Consider the following 18,475-nt stretch of genomic DNA (forward strand, 5'->3'; position numbering starts at 1 on the left):
TCTTGGTTATAATAATAAAAAGTTCCTCCTAAATTAAGGTGGAACTTTTTATTATATGAATAATTTTTTGAAATTTATGTTGACTTAAAATTCAGCATAAATTATAATTTAATTATAAAACAAATGTTCGATAGAGAGAGGATGAGCCTTATGGGAAATATTAATGAAGAAAAATTAAAAGCAATTGAAAATGCTATGAGTCAAATTGAGAAACAATATGGTAAGGGTGCCATAATGAAATTAGGAGAACACAATGCTATGAATGTTGATGCTATATCTACGGGTTGTTTAGATTTAGATATCGCTTTAGGTATTGGTGGTGTTCCAAAGGGAAGAATTATAGAAATTTACGGACCAGAAAGTTCAGGTAAAACAACCGTTGCATTACATATAATTGCTGAAGCACAAAAAACTGGAGGAGTAGTTGGATTTATCGATGCAGAACATGCATTAGATCCAAGTTATGCAAAAAACTTAGGTGTTGATACAGAGAACCTTATAGTTTCTCAACCAGACACTGGTGAGCAAGGTCTTGAAATAGCTGAAGCTCTAGTACGTTCTGGAGCAATTGATGTATTAGTAGTAGACTCAGTTGCAGCATTAGTACCAAGAGCTGAAATAGAAGGTGAGATGGGTGATTCTCACGTTGGATTACATGCAAGATTAATGTCTCAAGCTTTAAGAAAATTAGCTGGAACAATTAACAAATCAAAATGTGTAGCAATTTTTATTAACCAATTAAGAGAAAAAGTTGGAGTTATGTTTGGAAATCCTGAAACTACAACTGGAGGAAGAGCACTTAAGTTCTATGCTTCTGTTAGAATGGATGTTAGAAGAATTGATTCTATAAAGCAAGGTGATGAAATAGTTGGTAATAGAACTAGAGTAAAAATAATGAAAAATAAAGTAGCTCCACCATTTAAACAAGCAGAATTTGACATTATGTATAATGAAGGTATTTCTAGAAATGGTAATATAATAGATGTAGGTGTTAAAGAAAATATAGTTCAAAAAAGCGGTGCATGGTTCTCTTATAATGATATAAGGTTAGGTCAAGGAAGAGAAAATGCTAAACAATATTTAAAGGATAATCCGCATATAGCATTAGAAATTGAAAACAAAATTAGATCTAAGTATAATTTACCTTTAATGGAAGAGAAAAAAGAGAAAACTGAAAAATAATAAATTCAAAAATACGCCATATTGTTATTGTAACAAGGCGTATTTTTTTGCTTTATATCTAGATAAATTAATTAATGTATTTAATTAACTAAACTTGACATATTTTTGTTTTTAAGATAAAATAATAACAAATACTGGTTTATCAAATTCAATTTCCAGTACAGAATAATATGACACCTACCTACTTTCTATTAAATAATAAATTGATTAATGTGCAAGGAGGTGTTAATTTGGATAGTACTATAATTATATTACTAGGAATTATAATACTAGCTATATTAGGAATTATCCAATATATAGCTATTAAAACAGCTACAAAGAAAAAGGTTTTAATTTTAGAAGAGGAAGCTCAAAAATTAGTAGAGAATGCTAAGAAAGAGGCTGAATCTACAAAGAAGGAAGCTATTTTAGAAGCTAAAGAAGAAGTTCACAAGCTTAGAAGTGACTTAGACAGAGATTCTCGTGATAGAAGAAATGAAATTCAAAGACTTGAAAGACGAATTCTTCAAAGAGAAGAAGCATTAGACAAAAAGAGCGATCTTCTTGAAAAGAAAGAAGAAAATATCAACAAAAAAATGCAAGAAATAAGTCAATTGGAGCAAAATGCCCAAGAAATCTATAATCACAGAAGAGAGGAACTTGAAAAAGTTTCAAACCTTTCAACTGAAGAAGCTAAAGAAATTTTATTAGATGAAGTTAAAAAGGAAATTACGCATGAAACAGCTTTAATGATTAAAGAAATTGAATCTAAAGCTAAAGAAGAAGCTGATAAGAAATCTAGAGAGATTATTACAACAGCAATTCAAAGATGTGCGGCAGATCATGTATCTGAATCAACTGTGCATGTAGTGGCATTGCCAAATGATGAAATGAAGGGCAGAATTATTGGTAGAGAAGGAAGAAATATTAGAACTCTTGAAACTTTGACTGGTGTAGATTTAATTATTGATGATACACCAGAAGCAGTAATATTATCTAGCTTTGATCCTATTAGAAGAGAAATAGCTAAGATAGCATTAGAAAAGCTAATCATTGATGGCAGAATACATCCTGCAAGAATAGAAGAAATGGTTGAAAGAGCCACTAAGGATGTAGAAAATGACATTAAAGAAGAAGGAGAGCAAGCAACTCTTGAAACAGGTGTACACGGATTACATCCTGAGATAATGAAGTTACTTGGACGACTAAAATATAGAACTAGTTATGGTCAGAATGTATTAAAACATTCTATCGAAGTTTCATATTTAGCAGGATTAATGGCATCTGAATTAGGGTTAGATGTAAATCTTGCTAAAAGAGCAGGTTTATTACACGATATAGGGAAAGCAGTAGACCAAGAACATGAAGGACCACATGCACTTATCGGTGGAGATTTAGCTAAAAAATATCATGAATCACCTTTAGTAGTAAATGCTATAGCGGCACACCATGGTGATGTAGAAATGATGTCTTTAGAAGCTATTTTAGTTCAATCTGCTGATGCCATATCAGCTGCTAGACCAGGTGCAAGAAGAGAAACACTAGAAGCTTATATTAAGAGATTAGAGAAACTTGAAGAAATTGCAAACTCATACGAAGGTGTAGAGAAGTCATATGCAATTCAGGCTGGAAGAGAGATTAGAATTATGGTTAAACCAGAACTATTAGATGATGCTGGTTCTATTGAATTAGCACGTAGTTTAGCTAAGAGTGTCGAAGAGCAATTAGAGTATCCAGGACAAATTAAAATAAATGTTATTAGAGAAACAAGAGCAGTAGACTATGCTAAATAATTTTTAAAAATACATTTTGATATTTCAAAATGTATTTTTTTTATTGATTATAAAAGAAGGAATTATTTAAAAGATATAGAATATATATACTTATAGAAGTATTAATTTATATAATGTAAACGATTTTTATCAGGAGGTCAAATTAGAAATGGAAGTATTAAAAGTTTCAACAAAATCTAATCCAAATTCAGTTGCAGGAGCGTTAGCCGCTATAATAAAAGAAAAAAACATAGTAGAGATCCAAGCAGTAGGTGCAGGTGCAATTAATCAAGCTATTAAAGCTATAGCAATTGCTAGAGGATTTGTAGCACCAAGTGGAAGAGATATAGTATGTGTCCCAGCTTTTACTGATATAGAAATTGATGGTGAAGAAAGAACTGCTATAAAACTGATTGTTCAACCAAGATAAATATTTACAACTAAGAGAGAAGTCTATTTTAATATAGATTTCTCTTTTTTATCCTATAATATATTTACTATAAATATATTAAAAATACAGTTAACTCTTGAAATTTAATTGATTAACGTATATAATGGAATCGTTAAGATGATTATTATAAAAAGAGGTGTATTTAATGGTATCTAAAGAAGTAGTAGTAAATAACGGAACTGGTTTACATGCTAGACCAGCAACTTTATTAGTAAAAAAAGCTTCATCTTTTAAATCTGATGTAAGCATTGAATTTAACGGAAAGAAAGCTAATGTTAAAAGCTTAATCGGTGTATTATCTTTAGGTGTAACTAAGGGAGCAACTATAACTGTTTCTGCAAACGGTGATGATGAAACTTTAGCAGCTGAAGAAATAGTAAAATTAATTGAAACTTTAGAAGATTAATTTTATTTATACTTATTAAAACTCCTGTTAATTATAACAGGAGTTTTTTTATTTATGTAGAATATTTATGCTTTTATTTTTATAACATTACCTTTTACTAGAAGATATAACAAATCTAATGCGGCTAAAAAGATAAGTACATAAATTATTCTTAATATTATAGATGAACCACCAGCTAAATAATATATAAAATTCTTATTTATTAATCCTATGCTTCCCCAATTTATAGCACCTATAATCACTAGAAAAAAAGATAACTTATCAAATATATTTAGTTTGAACATAATATTTCCCCCTATCATTAATTTCTTTAATATATATTATGAACACAAATATGGAAATATGCTCATAAAAATTTTTATGGTTATAACATCAAAATTTATAATTATAAAACACTTTAAAAAGTACAGTATTTAAGTATAAAAACATATTATATATAAATACCAAAAAATATTGGAGATATATATGAATAAAGAAATTAATATTAATCTAGATACAATTATTAAATTAATTGACAAATTAATTGATAATAAAACATTATACTTAAATACTAAAGATATCGATTTTAATTGTTTAGATAATAAATATACATTTATGAATAATTTCATTAAAGAAATTAGCGGTTATAATTATATTAGTATAAGTTATGATAGCGATAAGCCCTCATATAAAAAAGCTCTAGAACAATATGCACTTATATTGAGAGATATACTAATGAAATATAATAAAGTAAAAAATATAATTGAATCATCAACTTATAGGAAAAATGATAATATTTCATTGGTGGAAATGATTGATATTTTATTAAATTTAAAAATTGACAAGCAATATATAGATATACTTTATGAAAAAATTGAAAACAGTCATTTTACGATAGGAGATTATGGCTGGATAAAGAGTTTTATTGAGAATATAAGAGATACAAATTTAATAAAATCATATCTAAAATATAAAAAGTTTAATAATAGTTATAAGTTTAATGACTTAAAGAATAATATTTCCTGTGATGATATTACAAATGCTCTATATAAACTAGAGTGTTTATTAAATAATGAATATGCACTAATTCCACCAATATATGAAAATGATTTTACTAAATATTTTATTAATGCTAATTTCTCTTTAAGTATAAGTGAAAACGAATTGATAAATTATATTTCAAATTTAAAAATAGACTATAATTGTGAACCTAAAAAACTTAAATGGTATCATTATTTGAATAGAAAGAAATGTACTGAGGTGAAACTGTATAATAAAGCTATAACAGATGAATATAACAATATAAAAAAAACTATGTGTAATCAATATAAAGAAAATATAGAATCACTAAACTTATACGTAAACTCTTTTGATTTTCTAAAAGATTTTCTTAATGAAAGCTATTTTAATAAAATATATAACTATATATATGATGAAAATGATATGTATATTTTTTTGAAAAATATATTTAATACTTTATCCCTTTATAAAGAGATAATATCAATACAAAATCAAATATATACTCTTAATGATAAAGAAAGAGAGTTATTAGATCTTTGTTACGATAAAAATGATACTATTAGTAAATATACAGAAAAGCTATTTACTTTGCCAAGCATTCTAATTTTACTAAATTTCAAAATGATTGAAGAAGATAGTGCTGAAATTACAATAAAAAGAGATTTATTAGATACTTTAATTATACAATTAAATAATGATTTAGATATACTATCAAAATTAATAAATAAGAATAATTATATTTCAATTTTAAAAATAAATACTTTTGAATATATTTCTGAAATTGAAGAAAGTAGCTCTATTACAAATTATATATTAAAAACACTTGAATATGATGATTCTATAAGATATATAGATGAGTTTTTTACCAACAATTTAACATTTAATAAAAAACACGATACAACTTCTAATATGCTTAAATTTCTGAGAGAGAAAATTGAGGGGCTAGGTTATAGAGTTGTAGAAGATTATACTTTTAATTCAATTAATTTAGAGTTTGTAGTTTTTCATCCTAGTAATCCAAATCGAATTATATATATTTTTATGGATAGTTTAGTAAGTAAAACTTATGATATTATAAAAAAACTAAGTTATATAAAACAATTAAATATACCAATTATATACTGTTGGGCAGATGAATTTTTTATAAATCAAAATATTGAAACAGTAAATCTAAAAGAAAAATTGAAATATTTACTTTAATAAATTAATTGCGATTATGTATTTTTATGAATCTATAGAAGCAGTATTAAATAATCATTTTGGTAAAAATTTTGTATTAATTGGAGAATCTTTTTGAATTTTTATATAATATTAATTAATAACCTATATAAATTTATTGTTTATATAGGTTATTTTGTTTTATAATTAAAATATATCTTAAACTTGGAGGTAAATATGGAAATAGAAATTAAACTAAAAAATTCTAAAACACCTTTAATATATAAAGGTGATAGAATTGATATATTAGATTTTGAAATGAATGGAGTAAAATATAAACAAATAAGATGTTTTAAAAAAGGTTTTTCTAAATCTGAATTAGTATTAAATGAATTAATATTAAATATAAAAGAAATTAGAAAATAAATACAAAAAAACACCCAAAAATTAATTTCGCTAAATATCAATTTATAAAATTTCGTATTAAAACGAAAAGAAATTATAACAAAATTTAATATTTTATCGAGCTTGGGGGTAATATTTTGAGGGGTCGTACTAAAACATTTAAGTATAAAAATTATCAATACTCAGATGAAGTAAAAAAACTACTTGCAATTTCTCTTTCTGATTATGATAAAAGAAATATAAATGAAATTAGAAATAATTTAAAACTTTCTAATATGAAACGTGGCTATGAGTATATTATTGAAGATTTATATATATTAGTTATTAAACATAATTTTACATCATCTCAATTAGCAAAAATATATTCTCTTAATGTACGTTCTATTCAAATTTGGCTTAAAGAACTAGGATTAAATAGAACTTTAAAAGATGCTAAAAAAGCATCACTTGAAAGTAATATTTTTAGTGATTCTGATTTAATTCATAATGATCAGATTACCCAAATAACTAAATTTAAAAATAAATCTGCTAAGAATACTTCTGATTTGCCACAGTTAGTATTAGATTTTTTAAATTATCTTGAAACTATTAAAGGTAAATCAAAAAATACTATAAATGGGTATAAAATAGATTTGCAGTTATTTTTTAGATTTATGAAGGTTTATAAAGATAATAAAATAGATGATTCACTAGAATTTGAAGAAATTTCTATAAGCGATATTGATGAGAACTTTATTAATACTATAAAATTAACGGATATTTATGCATTTTTATCTTTTGTTGAAAAAGAAAGACAAAATAGTACATACGCTAGAGCTAGAAAAGTTGCAACATTAAAATCTTTTTATAGATTTTTATTTGGAAAAGCTAAAGTGATTAAAGAAAACCCAACAGTAGAACTAGAATCACCGAAAATAAATAAACGTCATCCAGTATATCTTACTTTAGAACAAAGTTTACATCTACTCTCCTCTTTAGATAAAGGTAATATAAACTATTACAGAGATTATTGTATATTAACACTATTTTTAAATTGTGGATTGAGATTATCTGAGTTATGTTCAATAGAAATTAATAAGATAAAAAATGATACATTAACTATTGTGGGAAAAGGTAATAAAGAACGTACTATTTATTTAAATGATGCATGTATAAAATCCATTAATGATTATTTAAGCAAAAGAGATAATTCAAAAATATCTGAAGAAAATAAGAAATACTTATTTCTATCTATTCGTAATAAACCTATTAATAAAAGAACTGTTGAATTATTAGTAAAAAAGCATATAACTAATGCAGAAATATTGGATAATACTTATACACCTCATAAGCTACGACATACAGCAGCTACTCTAATGTATAAACATGGAAATGTTGATATACGTAGTCTACAAAATATATTAGGTCATGAAAATATATCTACAACTCAAATATATACGCATATAGATGATGATAAACTTAGAGATGCTGTACGTTCAAATCCTTTATCTAAGTTATAGCATAAAAAATTAGCTATCTATTTAAAATAGGTAGCTAATTTTTTATTAAATGTATTATTATTTTCTTTTAAACTTTAGAACTCCTGGATATACTTCCTCGGTTACATCATCTAAAGATAAATCATCATCAAGACCAATTTCATCAAGGTATGTAATATTATCAAAAGCATCAACATATTCTTCATCATCTAAATAGTTTAAAGTATCCTGTACCTCAATTGTCTCTTCTTCTTTTAGAGCTTCTAAAGCTAGCTTTAATTCTTCTTCTAAATATTTATTTTCTTCTACATCTTTTGCTATATCTTCTATATTTATTGCTCTTATATCAATACCATCGATTTCTAAACATTTACCACAATTATCACAAATTTTATTTTCAAAAATATCACATAAATCGTCGTTAGTATATTTCATAAAATCACCTTCCATTTCTGTTAACTTATTTATTTTATCAGAAAGATATAATAAATTCAAATTTTATTATATTACAAGAACATAAGTTTGATATTATTATTATGTTATGTTATAATATCTATAAATAAGTGAGGTGTTATAATGATCGAAAATAGCAACAAACAAATGGAAATATATGAATTTCTTAAAAACTTTACAGAATTAAAAGGATATCCACCATCTGTACGTGAAATATGCGAGGCAGTTAATTTAAAATCTACTTCATCTGTTCATGGGCATTTAAAAAAATTAGAAACTAAAGGCCTAATAAAACGTGATCCAACTAAGCCTAGAGCATTAGAAATTATGGAAAACTCTTTAAATAAAATTGAAATGGTTAATATTCCAATAATAGGGAAAGTTACAGCAGGTATTCCTATATTGGCTAATGAAAATGTTGAAGGTGTTTTCCCTGTTCCTCTAAGTTATATTAAACATGATAAAGAACTTTTTATACTTAACGTTTCAGGGGATAGTATGATAAATGCTGGTATACATCATGGAGATTTAGCTATAATTGAAAGAAATCCTACAGCTTGTAACGGTGATATAGTAGTTGCTTTGATTGAAAACGAAGCTACTATTAAGACATTTTATAAAGAGGATGATTATATAAGATTACAACCTGAAAATGATACTATGGATCCTATAATTGTTAAAGATTGCAGTATTCTTGGTAAATTAGTAGGATTATTTAGAGCATATTAAATATAAATGAGTCATACATTTTAGTATGGCTCATTTATATTTAGTATTTAGTATTTAGGAAAGGTGAAAAAAATGACATTAGAAAAGGGGATATTTCTTAGAGCAAAGGATGAATATGATTGTGAATTTATATTATCACCAATATCCAATTTTAATCGGACTACTTATTTAAACTTAAGGTTACTTATTAGAACTATTTTATCACTTCCACTTGCCTTTTATTTAGGTTATTCACTATATTACACTTGTAATTCAATTGTAGATATAAAATCATTTATATTAAGTTTTATAATTACTTATATCCTATCATTTTACTTAATTCAAATTCCACATGAATTAATACATTATATAATTTATTCTAACTTTTTATCAGATCAAAAGGCTAAAATTAAACTATTTAATCGAAAAAGATTGATTACTTCTACTTATAATGGAGAAATAAACTATACAAGGAGTCTTCTTAGTTTAATTGCTCCTGTATTAATAATATCTTCTATACTAAGTGTAATACTTATTTTAAAAGGATTTAACATCGTTATTTATGGTGTTATGTGGGCTAATTTAATTATATCTGCTGAAGATATCTTAAACATATTTATTTATATTAGCTCTAATGATGTAAGTAAAGGTATCTATGAGTTACCAAATGACTATAATTATTTAATTAACGAAATGCAAAAACAGGATGAGTAATTCATCCTGTTTAAGTTTTAATATTTTAAAGTATATTACTTAATGCAAATAACACACCAATTTTAGCATGATCAAATGTTAATCCACCTTGAAGATAAGCAATATATGGTTCTCTTATTGGAGCATCAGCAGATAATTCAATAGATGAACCTTGTATAAATGCTCCTGCTGCCATTATAACTTGATCGCTATATCCAGGCATATCCCATGGTTCACACTCTACAAAAGAATCTATTGGAGATGCTTTTTGAATTCCCTTACAGAACTTTATTAGCTTATCTTTATCGTTAAATTTAATAGCTTGAATAATATCACTTCTCTTTTCATTATATTTCGGTAATACTTCAAAGCCTGCTAATTCCATAATTCTAGCACAGAAAACAGCACCTTTAACTGCCTCCATAGCTATATGTGGGGCTAAAAATAAACCTTGATAGAACTGTCTCATAACTCCAAATGTAGATCCGCACTCTCCTCCTATTCCAGGAGTTGTTAATCTGTAGCTTGCCTGAAGTACATACTCTTCTTTCCCTGCTATATATCCTCCAGTAGGAGCTATTCCTCCCCCTATATTTTTTATTAATGATCCAGCAATTAAATCTGCACCAACATCAGTAGGTTCTATAGTATCTATAAATTCTCCATAGCAGTTATCAACAAATACTATTACATCATTTCTAATTGATTTAACCTTTGATATTATATCCCCTAATTCTGATACTAAGAATGAATTTCTCCAACCATATCCAGTACTTCTTTGTATATGTACTAATCTTATGCTTTTATCTTCTTTTAAAAGAGTAATTATCTTATCTTCATCAAATTTACCATCTATTAAGTCTACTTGTTTATAATTTACGCCATACTCTTTTAATGAACCTATATTTTTCTCTTCACCAATTCCTATTATATTATGTAATGTATCATAAGGTTTACCGCTTATACAAACCATTGTATCATTAGGTCTTAAATTACCTATTATGGCACAGGCTATTGCATGAGTACCATTAACGAAATGAGGTCTTACTAAAGCACTCTCTGTATTAAATACCTTAGCATATACTTTATCTAATGAATCTCTTCCAATATCCCCGTATCCATATCCAGAAGAGTTTGTAAAGTGTGATTCACTTATTCTTTCCTCCTGAAGAGCATTTAAAACTTTTAATTGATTAAACTCTCTAATTTCATCATATATTTTAAACTCTTCTTCAACATCTTTTAAAGCCTTATTATATAAAGTAAATGTTTCATCATTTATTTTATATTGCTTTTTTAAAAATTCTTCTGTTAAATTTAACATAGCTTTACTCCTTTATAGTTAACATATAATTACTAAAGTTATTATATATAATTTTTTTAGAAATAGAAAGTATTTTATAAATAATTAAGATGAAGGATAAACCTTCATCTTAATTATTATCAATATTATTAAATAAAATTGGAGTTGCAGGAGTAATAGTTGTTACAGCATGTTTATAAACTAACATTTGTTTACCATCTGAATCTAAAATCACTGTGAAATTATCAAATCCTTTTACATAACCTTTAATTAAAAATCCATTTGTTAAATATATAGAAACTGGAATTCTATTCTTTCTGGCATTATTTAAAAATATGTCTTGTAAGTTATTTGTTTGTTTATTCAAAAAAACATCTCCTTTAATAATACTAATTATTTTTAAGGTCTTTAACTATTAAGTTAATTATATCATCTTCAGAATATATATCTTTATCGATAAACTTTACTCTTGGATCTTTCTTAAACCATGTTAATTGTCTTTTAGCATAATTTCTAGATCCTTGTTTAATCATGTCTATAGCCTCTTCTAAGCTTATTTTTTTATCAAGGTAATAAAATACTTCTTTATAGCCTATACCTTGCATAGACTGCATAGAAGTGTTATATCCTAACTCTTTAAGGTTTATACACTCTTGAAGTAATCCATCATCCATCATCTTATCTACTCTTAGATTAATTCGATTATAAAGTTTATCTCTATTCATAGTAAGAACATAGTAATATATATCATACTTTGATTTATAAAATGTATCTAAATCATTAAATGAACTAAATGGCTTCCCAGAAATTTTATATACCTCTAATGCCCTTATAACCCTTTTTAAATTATTTGCATGAATTTTTTCATAACTTATAGGATCAATTTCTTTTAAAAGATTATGAACATATTCATTTCCTTTTTCTTTAGCCAGATCTTCTAAGTATTTTCTATATTCAATATCACTTTCAGCTTCAGTAAAATTCATATTACATGTCAAAGAATTTATGTAAAGACCAGTTCCTCCAACAATTATTGGAAGTTTATTTCTTCTTATTACATCATTAATTTCCTTTTCAGCCATGTTTTTATAATCTACTACAGTAAAGCTTTTATCAGGCATTACAACATCAATCATATGATGTTTAACGCCGTTCATTTCTTCATTTGTTACTTTTGCAGAACCTATATCCATATGTTTATATATTTGCATAGAATCTGCTGATATAACTTCTCCATCTAATAACTTAGCTAACTTAATAGATAATTCAGTTTTACCGACACCAGTAGGCCCTGCGATTATAAGTAATTTTTGTTTCATCTACTTTATTCCTCTTCTATATTATTCTTCTAAACTTCTTATTTAATTCATATTCAGTAAATTTTATTATAATAGGTCTTCCATGAGGACAGTGAAATGGATCATTTATATATCTTAAATCTTCAATTAATTTATCCATTTCCTCATGGTTCAAATAATCATTAGCTTTAACAGCCGATCTACATGCCATAGATGCTATCTTATTTAACTTAACTTCAGATGTTTTTCCAGATCCTAATGCTTTTAGATTATCTAATATCTCCATAAAAAGCTTTTTAGCATCCAACTTACCTAGAAAATAAGGTACTTCTTTTATTGATATAGTTTCACCACCAAAATGATCTATAACGAATCCAGCTTCACTAAAAACTTTATTATTTTCTTCAAAATAAGCATAATCTTCTAAGGATAAATCTAAAATTATAGGAACTAATAACTGTTGAACTATAATAGTACCTTCTTCAATATCCTTAAAATATTTTTCAAATAGAATTTTTTCATGAGCAGCGTGTTGATCCACTATATATAAATCTGTTCCATACTCTGCTAATATATACATTTTACTAAATTGTCCTATAACTCTTAGTTTTGGAAATTTAGCTTCTTTAGTATTTACATCATCTTTTATATTATAAGATTGGCAAATATTATCTTCATTTACAGTAACAACTTCAGTACTATTCTTATCATTATTTATTTCATATGAATCCTCTTCATTTGATTTGTTAAAATTGTTTATATTTATACTCTTTAATTTATTGTATAACTTCTCTTCTCTTTCTATATCTGAAATATCTACTGAGTTATACATATGTTTTATATCAATTTCTTTTTTTACTTCATCTTTAGTTATTTCTGGTTCTATTTTTTTTGTAGGATATTCGTCTTCAGATGAAATATTAAACTCTATTCTTTCTACATTTTCTTCTACAACAAATTTATTATTTTCATTTTTAACTGAATTGAATTTATTTAATGCATCTTCCCTTAGTACTGAATGTATTGTATCAAAAATAACTTTAAATACAGCTCTTTCATCATTAAATTTGATCTCTGCTTTTGTTGGATGAATATTAACATCTACTAGTTCAGGAGGTAGATCAATAAATATAACTACAAACGGAAACTTATTTATTACTGAGAAAGATTTAAATGCATTTTCCACCGCTGCAATAATTGTTTTATTTTTTATATATCTATTATTAACAAATATACTTTGATGATTTCTGCTACCTTTTGCAATTTCTTCTTTTCCTATATAACCATGTACTGAAATATCTCCCCTAGAGCCTTCAAAATACAATATATTGTCATATACATTTTTTCCATATATAGTTCTTATTACATCTTTTAAATTACCTGTACCGTAAGTATTAATTACTTTCTTATCATTATTAAATAACTTTATAGATATCTCTGGATTAGAAAGTGCTATTCTTGTTACTATATCATTTATTAAGCTACTCTCCCGTGAAATAGATTTTAAGAACTTTTTTCTTGCAGGAACATTAAAAAATAAGTCTTTTACTTCCATTATTGTACCATTATTCATTCCTACTTCTTGTAAAGATACCTTTTTCCCAGCTTCTAATATAATTTCACTACCATTATCAGCATCGTTTGTTTTGCTTTTTAAAGATATCTTAGAAATTGATGCTATTGAAGCTAATGCTTCACCTCTAAACCCTAAAGTGCTTATATTGTAGATATCTTCTACCTTAGAGATTTTAGAAGTAGCATGAGGTAAAAAAGCTATTTCAATATCATCTCTATTTATTCCAGATCCATCATCTATTATTTTAATTAATGATAATCCGCCTTCATTTATTTCTATAGTGATATTTTTAGAATTCGCATCTATTGAGTTTTCAACTAACTCTTTTACTACTGATGATGGCCTCTCAACAACTTCACCAGCAGCAATTTTATTAGCAGTATGTTGGTCTAATATATTTATTCTTTTCATATACTCTCACCTTACATTATTTTTTTAGCATCCTGAACAATTTTAAATAGAGTATTCATTGCATCAAGTGGAGTCATTACCATAACATCTAAATCCTTTATGCTATTTAATAAAGCTTCTTTTTCCAACATCGTGAAATCTATTTGAACATTTTCTATTTTATTTTTTTCTTCTTCTATTTTATATTCTTCTAAATTTTTAGAGTTTTCTTTTATAGTACTATCGTCTACTACAGAGTCTAGGGCAACTTCAGCATTTTTAGAAGAGGTATTGTTAATCTCAAATTTTTCTTTACCTTCTAAAGTATTTAAAATATCTTTTGCTCTATTAATTACCTCTTCAGGTAATCCAGCTATTTTTGCAACCTCTATACCATAAGACTGATCTGCTCCACCTTCAACAATTTTCCTTAAAAATATAACTTCATCATTAATTTCTTTAACTGCAACAGAATAATTTCTTACACCAGGTATTTCCCCTTCTAAATTTGTTAATTCATGATAGTGAGTAGCAAATAAAGTGTTACATTTTAATTTAACTTGATTTGATATATATTCTATTACAGACCAAGCTATACTTAGTCCATCATATGTAGAAGTTCCTCTTCCTACTTCATCAAGAAGAACAAGGCTATTATTTGTAGCATTCTTTAATATATTGGAAACTTCCCACATTTCAACCATAAATGTAGATTTACCTCCAGCTAAATCGTCTGAAGCACCTATTCTTGTAAAGATCTTATCGCACACTGATATATTAGCACTTGAAGCAGGCACAAAAGATCCAATCTGAGCCATTAAAGTTATTAATGCTACCTGTCTCATATATGTAGATTTACCGGCCATATTTGGACCAGTTATAAGCAATAACATATTGTCTTTCTTATTAAGCAAAGTATCATTAGAAACAAATTCACCTTTACCAATTACCTTCTCTACTACAGGATGTCTACCATCTTTAATATCGATAATACCATTTTCATTTATATTTGGCCTAACATAATTATTTTCATAAGCTACTAAGGCTAAAGTTGAAATAACATCAAGTGATCCTATTATTTTTGCTGTATCTTTTAATCTTTGAATTTCTTTTTCAACTCTGTCTCTTATATTTACAAATAACTCATATTCAAGGGCTATTAATTTATCTTCTGCACCTAATATTTTTTCTTCCATAACTTTTAACTCTTCTGTTATGTATCTTTCAGCGTTAGAAAGAGTTTGCTTTCTTATATATCTACCTTCTGGGATAGATGCATAATTTGCCTTTGATATTTCTATATAATATCCAAAAACTTTATTATATCCTACTTTTAATGATTTAATTCCTGTATGTTCTCTTTCTGATTGCTCTAAAGATGCTATCCATTGCTTACCATTTAACTTAATATCTCTTAATTCATCAACTTCTACTGAATATCCACTTTTAATTATATTTCCTTCTTTTAATCCAATAGAAGGATCTTCTAACAATGATTCAGCAAGTAACTCTCTTATATCATCTAAAGTATCTAAGTTATCATTCCATTTTACTAATAAGTCTGATTTGCAACTATTAAGCTTTTCTTTGATTCCTGGTAATTTATCTAAAGATCTTTTTAGAGAAACTAAATCTTTTGCATTTACATTTTTATTAGAAATTTTACCTGTTATTCTTTCTATATCATATATTTCTTTTAGACTATCTCTTAATTCTTCATTAAAGAACATATTATTATATAATTCTTCTACAGCAGCACTTCTATTTTCAATCTGAGATTTATTTATTAAAGGCTGTTCTATAAAGCTTCTTAATGTTCTTCCACCCATTGAAGTAGAAGTTTTATCTAATACCCAGATAAGACTTCCTTTTTTAGATTTTTCTTTAAGACTTTCTGTTAATTCTAAATTACGTCTAGAATTACTATCAATAGTCATAAAGTCAATTATATTATACTGTTCTAGTATATCTATATTAGATAAACTTATCTTTTGAGTATCAAATATATATTTAAGTAATACAGATACTGCTATTTTACTGTTAATATTAATTGAGTCTACATCTATATTTATAAATTGTTTCTTTAATTCTTCATCGGTACAATAAAATTTAGAGTAATCTTTTTTAGTTATTAACACTGGTAAAGTCTCATGAATTCTAATTATAATATTTTCATTTAAAGTGTTATCTACAATTATTTCTTTAGGTGAGAATCTAGAAATTTCTCCTAATAGATTATCTATTGTATCTGAAAAATACGTTGTTTTGAATTCACCTGTAGAAATATCTGATATTGCTATTCCATACAAACCATTACTTTCATATATAGACATCATATAAAGATTTTTATAATCATTATCACCATTTCCATCTATAAAAGTCCCAGGGGTAACTACCTTAACTACATCTCTTTTAACAATACCTTTTGCTACTGATGGATCTTCTACCTGTTCACATATAGCTACTTTATATCCTTTCGATACTAATCTTGATATATATGCGGCTGATGCATGAAATGGAATTCCACACATAGGTGCTCTCTCTTCTAACCCACAGTCTCTTCCTGTAAGTACTAGTTCGAGTTCTCTTGATGCTGTTTTAGCATCTTCAAAAAACATTTCATAGAAGTCTCCTAATCTAAAAAATAATATACAATCAGTATATCTCTCTTTAACTTCCATATATTGTCTCATCATAGGAGTTAACGCCATTTTCTTATCCTCCGTTATTTTAAATTTTATAGTAATATATTATCATATTTTTATTGCTAGAGTATATAACATAATAAAAAAGGACAGTCTATTGAGCTGCCCTCTTTTAATAGTTTATTTCATTTTACCTAGTAATGAGAATGGTTGGGCTCTAGTAATTTCAACATTAACTAAATCACCTATCTTTACATTTTCTCCTTCAAAGTTAACTAATCTACCATTTCTTGTTCTACCTGAGAACTTTGTTTCATCGTTTTTGCTCATACCTTCAACTAAAACTTCAACAACTTGATTTTCAAATTCTTTGTTTAGCTTTATAACATTATCATTTACAGCTTTAACTAATCTATCAAATCTATGATGTTTATCTGCATCATCTACTTGATTTAACATCATATCAGCTGGAGTATTATTTCTTCTTGAATAAATAAATGTAAATGCTGCAGAATATCCAACCTCTTTAACTAATTCTAATGTTTCAAGGAAATCTTCTTCTGTTTCACCTGGGAAACCAACAATTATATCAGTAGTTAAAGATACACCTGGTATTTCTTTCTTTATCTTATTTACTAGTTCCATATAATACTCTCTAGTATAATGACGATTCATCTTCTTTAAAATATTATTTGAACCACTTTGTACTGGTAAATGTATTTGCTCACATAATTTATCACATTCCTTAATAGCTAAAATAACATCATCAGTTAAATCTTTTGGATGTGATGTCATAAATCTAACTCTTTCTAGTCCTTCAACTTCGTTTATCATTCTTAGAAGTTTAGCAAAGTTAATATCCTCATCTAAGCCTTTACCATATGAGTTAACATTTTGACCTAAAAGTGTTATTTCTTTATATCCAGCTTTAACTAATTCTTTTACCTCATTTAGTATATCTTCAGACTTTCTTGATCTCTCTCTTCCTCTAACATAAGGAACAATGCAATAAGTACAGAAGTTATTACATCCATACATTATAGTTACAAAAGCTTTTACATCACTTTTTCTATCTATAGGTAGTCCTTCAACTATTTCTTCTTCCTTATTAAATATCTCTTTTATTTGCACGCCTTCAGTTTTAACTCTATTTAAGTATTCTGGGAATTTATAAGCATTATGAGTTCCAAAAACAATATTTACATAAGGGAATGTGCTAAGTATTTTATCTGCCATACCCTCTTGTTGCATCATACAACCACATATTCCTATAATTAAATCTGGATTTTTTTTCTTTAAAGCCTTAAGTTGTCCAAGGTTACCAAATACTTTATTTTCAGCATTTTCTCTAACACAACAAGTATTAAATAAAATTATTCCAGCTTCTTCTTTATTTTCTGTTCTTGAATACCCAATATTTTTTAACATTCCTGAAAGCTTTTCTGAATCTTCTTCATTCATTTGACAGCCCCAAGTTTCTATATAATATTTCAAATTCGTCTCTTGCATCTTTAAATCTCCTTTGTACAAATTTCTTAACCTTTGTATATTATAATAAATTTTTTATTCATTTTAAATA

At 26.4% G+C, this 18,475-nt stretch carries 17 protein-coding genes; 9 read left to right on the plus strand and 8 right to left on the minus strand.

Annotation, left to right across the window (positions count from 1 at the left end; translation table 11 throughout):
• Positions 1-150: 150 nt before the first annotated feature.
• The 4 genes from recA (at position 151) to LQE93_RS04180 (ending at position 3,790) form a co-directional block, all read left to right on the plus strand.
• Positions 151-1,182 (plus strand): recombinase RecA, encoded by a 1,032-nt coding sequence (gene recA / locus LQE93_RS04165; RefSeq protein ID WP_186839466.1) that lies wholly within the window; start codon positions 151-153, stop codon positions 1,180-1,182.
• A gap of 170 nt (positions 1,183-1,352) precedes the next feature.
• Entirely contained in the window at positions 1,353-2,954 is a 1,602-nt protein-coding gene (gene rny / locus LQE93_RS04170; RefSeq protein WP_186839465.1) for a ribonuclease Y, read from the plus strand.
• A 148-nt stretch (positions 2,955-3,102) separates the two neighbouring features.
• Complete coding sequence (locus LQE93_RS04175; RefSeq protein ID WP_032118697.1) at positions 3,103-3,363, plus strand: stage V sporulation protein S; 261 nt, start codon at positions 3,103-3,105, stop codon at positions 3,361-3,363.
• Between the two features lie 166 nt (positions 3,364-3,529).
• Complete coding sequence (locus tag LQE93_RS04180; protein ID WP_032118696.1) at positions 3,530-3,790, plus strand: HPr family phosphocarrier protein; 261 nt, start codon at positions 3,530-3,532, stop codon at positions 3,788-3,790.
• A gap of 65 nt (positions 3,791-3,855) precedes the next feature.
• Here LQE93_RS04180 and LQE93_RS04185 read toward each other — a convergent pair whose 3' ends face one another.
• Positions 3,856-4,074, minus strand: coding sequence for a DUF378 domain-containing protein (locus LQE93_RS04185; RefSeq protein ID WP_055263023.1), 219 nt, complete (start codon positions 4,072-4,074; stop codon positions 3,856-3,858).
• Positions 4,075-4,255: 181 nt separating this feature from the next.
• Between LQE93_RS04185 and LQE93_RS04190 the strand changes: the two genes are divergently transcribed.
• The 3 genes from LQE93_RS04190 to LQE93_RS04200 all read left to right on the plus strand — a co-directional run bounded on the left by LQE93_RS04190 (position 4,256) and on the right by LQE93_RS04200 (position 7,851).
• A complete protein-coding gene (locus LQE93_RS04190; RefSeq protein ID WP_231072151.1) occupies positions 4,256-5,989 on the plus strand; it encodes a hypothetical protein in 1,734 nt (577 codons plus the stop codon).
• Positions 5,990-6,184: 195 nt separating this feature from the next.
• Positions 6,185-6,373 (plus strand): hypothetical protein, encoded by a 189-nt coding sequence (locus LQE93_RS04195; protein WP_055263019.1) that lies wholly within the window; start codon positions 6,185-6,187, stop codon positions 6,371-6,373.
• A 482-nt stretch (positions 6,374-6,855) separates the two neighbouring features.
• Positions 6,856-7,851, plus strand: coding sequence for a tyrosine recombinase XerC (locus tag LQE93_RS04200; protein ID WP_231072344.1), 996 nt, complete (start codon positions 6,856-6,858; stop codon positions 7,849-7,851).
• A 57-nt stretch (positions 7,852-7,908) separates the two neighbouring features.
• Here LQE93_RS04200 and LQE93_RS04205 read toward each other — a convergent pair whose 3' ends face one another.
• On the minus strand, positions 7,909-8,265 hold the full coding sequence (locus tag LQE93_RS04205) for a hypothetical protein (RefSeq protein ID WP_186839391.1): 357 nt from the start codon (positions 8,263-8,265) through the stop codon (positions 7,909-7,911).
• 141 nt (positions 8,266-8,406) lie between these two features.
• On the opposite strand from LQE93_RS04205, the gene lexA reads away from it, so the two are divergent.
• Together lexA and LQE93_RS04215 are read left to right on the plus strand one after the other, a co-directional pair.
• Complete coding sequence (lexA, locus tag LQE93_RS04210) at positions 8,407-9,012, plus strand: transcriptional repressor LexA (protein ID WP_186839390.1); 606 nt, start codon at positions 8,407-8,409, stop codon at positions 9,010-9,012.
• 72 nt (positions 9,013-9,084) lie between these two features.
• Positions 9,085-9,705: a DUF3267 domain-containing protein gene (locus LQE93_RS04215; protein ID WP_186839389.1), complete on the plus strand. Its 621-nt coding sequence runs from the start codon at positions 9,085-9,087 to the stop codon at positions 9,703-9,705.
• Positions 9,706-9,730: 25 nt separating this feature from the next.
• Here LQE93_RS04215 and LQE93_RS04220 read toward each other — a convergent pair whose 3' ends face one another.
• The 6 genes from LQE93_RS04220 to miaB form a co-directional block, all read right to left on the minus strand.
• The gene (locus LQE93_RS04220; RefSeq protein ID WP_186839388.1) at positions 9,731-11,008 is read right to left on the minus strand and encodes a methionine gamma-lyase family protein; all 1,278 of its coding nucleotides are present in this window, start codon (positions 11,006-11,008) and stop codon (positions 9,731-9,733) included.
• Between the two features lie 109 nt (positions 11,009-11,117).
• Positions 11,118-11,354 carry an RNA chaperone Hfq gene (hfq, locus tag LQE93_RS04225; RefSeq protein ID WP_055263008.1) on the minus strand — a complete coding sequence of 79 codons (237 nt, stop codon included), beginning with the start codon at positions 11,352-11,354 and terminating at the stop codon, positions 11,118-11,120.
• A gap of 22 nt (positions 11,355-11,376) precedes the next feature.
• Positions 11,377-12,306, minus strand: coding sequence for a tRNA (adenosine(37)-N6)-dimethylallyltransferase MiaA (miaA, locus tag LQE93_RS04230; RefSeq protein WP_186839387.1), 930 nt, complete (start codon positions 12,304-12,306; stop codon positions 11,377-11,379).
• A 16-nt stretch (positions 12,307-12,322) separates the two neighbouring features.
• Positions 12,323-14,272: a DNA mismatch repair endonuclease MutL gene (gene mutL / locus LQE93_RS04235; RefSeq protein ID WP_186839386.1), complete on the minus strand. Its 1,950-nt coding sequence runs from the start codon at positions 14,270-14,272 to the stop codon at positions 12,323-12,325.
• Positions 14,273-14,283: 11 nt separating this feature from the next.
• The gene (gene mutS, locus LQE93_RS04240; RefSeq protein WP_186839385.1) at positions 14,284-16,962 is read right to left on the minus strand and encodes a DNA mismatch repair protein MutS; all 2,679 of its coding nucleotides are present in this window, start codon (positions 16,960-16,962) and stop codon (positions 14,284-14,286) included.
• Positions 16,963-17,076: 114 nt separating this feature from the next.
• The gene (gene miaB / locus LQE93_RS04245) at positions 17,077-18,405 is read right to left on the minus strand and encodes a tRNA (N6-isopentenyl adenosine(37)-C2)-methylthiotransferase MiaB (protein WP_055263000.1); all 1,329 of its coding nucleotides are present in this window, start codon (positions 18,403-18,405) and stop codon (positions 17,077-17,079) included.
• Positions 18,406-18,475 lie beyond the last annotated feature (70 nt).

It is taken from the genome of Clostridium sp. NSJ-145, assembly GCF_021044725.1.
GTDB classification, from domain to species: domain Bacteria; phylum Bacillota; class Clostridia; order Clostridiales; family Clostridiaceae; genus Clostridium; species Clostridium disporicum_B.

Coding starts and splice junctions, on each gene's coding strand:
- LQE93_RS04190 (WP_231072151.1), top strand. CDS start 4,256: ATGAATAAAGAAATTAATATTAATCTAGATACAATTATTAAATTAATT.
- LQE93_RS04185 (WP_055263023.1), bottom strand. CDS start 4,074: ATGTTCAAACTAAATATATTTGATAAGTTATCTTTTTTTCTAGTGATT.
- recA (WP_186839466.1), top strand. CDS start 151: ATGGGAAATATTAATGAAGAAAAATTAAAAGCAATTGAAAATGCTATG.
- lexA (WP_186839390.1), top strand. CDS start 8,407: ATGATCGAAAATAGCAACAAACAAATGGAAATATATGAATTTCTTAAA.
- mutS (WP_186839385.1), bottom strand. CDS start 16,962: ATGGCGTTAACTCCTATGATGAGACAATATATGGAAGTTAAAGAGAGA.
- LQE93_RS04175 (WP_032118697.1), top strand. CDS start 3,103: ATGGAAGTATTAAAAGTTTCAACAAAATCTAATCCAAATTCAGTTGCA.
- mutL (WP_186839386.1), bottom strand. CDS start 14,272: ATGAAAAGAATAAATATATTAGACCAACATACTGCTAATAAAATTGCT.
- LQE93_RS04220 (WP_186839388.1), bottom strand. CDS start 11,008: ATGTTAAATTTAACAGAAGAATTTTTAAAAAAGCAATATAAAATAAAT.
- LQE93_RS04205 (WP_186839391.1), bottom strand. CDS start 8,265: ATGAAATATACTAACGACGATTTATGTGATATTTTTGAAAATAAAATT.
- LQE93_RS04180 (WP_032118696.1), top strand. CDS start 3,530: ATGGTATCTAAAGAAGTAGTAGTAAATAACGGAACTGGTTTACATGCT.
- LQE93_RS04215 (WP_186839389.1), top strand. CDS start 9,085: ATGACATTAGAAAAGGGGATATTTCTTAGAGCAAAGGATGAATATGAT.
- miaA (WP_186839387.1), bottom strand. CDS start 12,306: ATGAAACAAAAATTACTTATAATCGCAGGGCCTACTGGTGTCGGTAAA.
- rny (WP_186839465.1), top strand. CDS start 1,353: ATGACACCTACCTACTTTCTATTAAATAATAAATTGATTAATGTGCAA.
- miaB (WP_055263000.1), bottom strand. CDS start 18,405: ATGCAAGAGACGAATTTGAAATATTATATAGAAACTTGGGGCTGTCAA.
- LQE93_RS04195 (WP_055263019.1), top strand. CDS start 6,185: ATGGAAATAGAAATTAAACTAAAAAATTCTAAAACACCTTTAATATAT.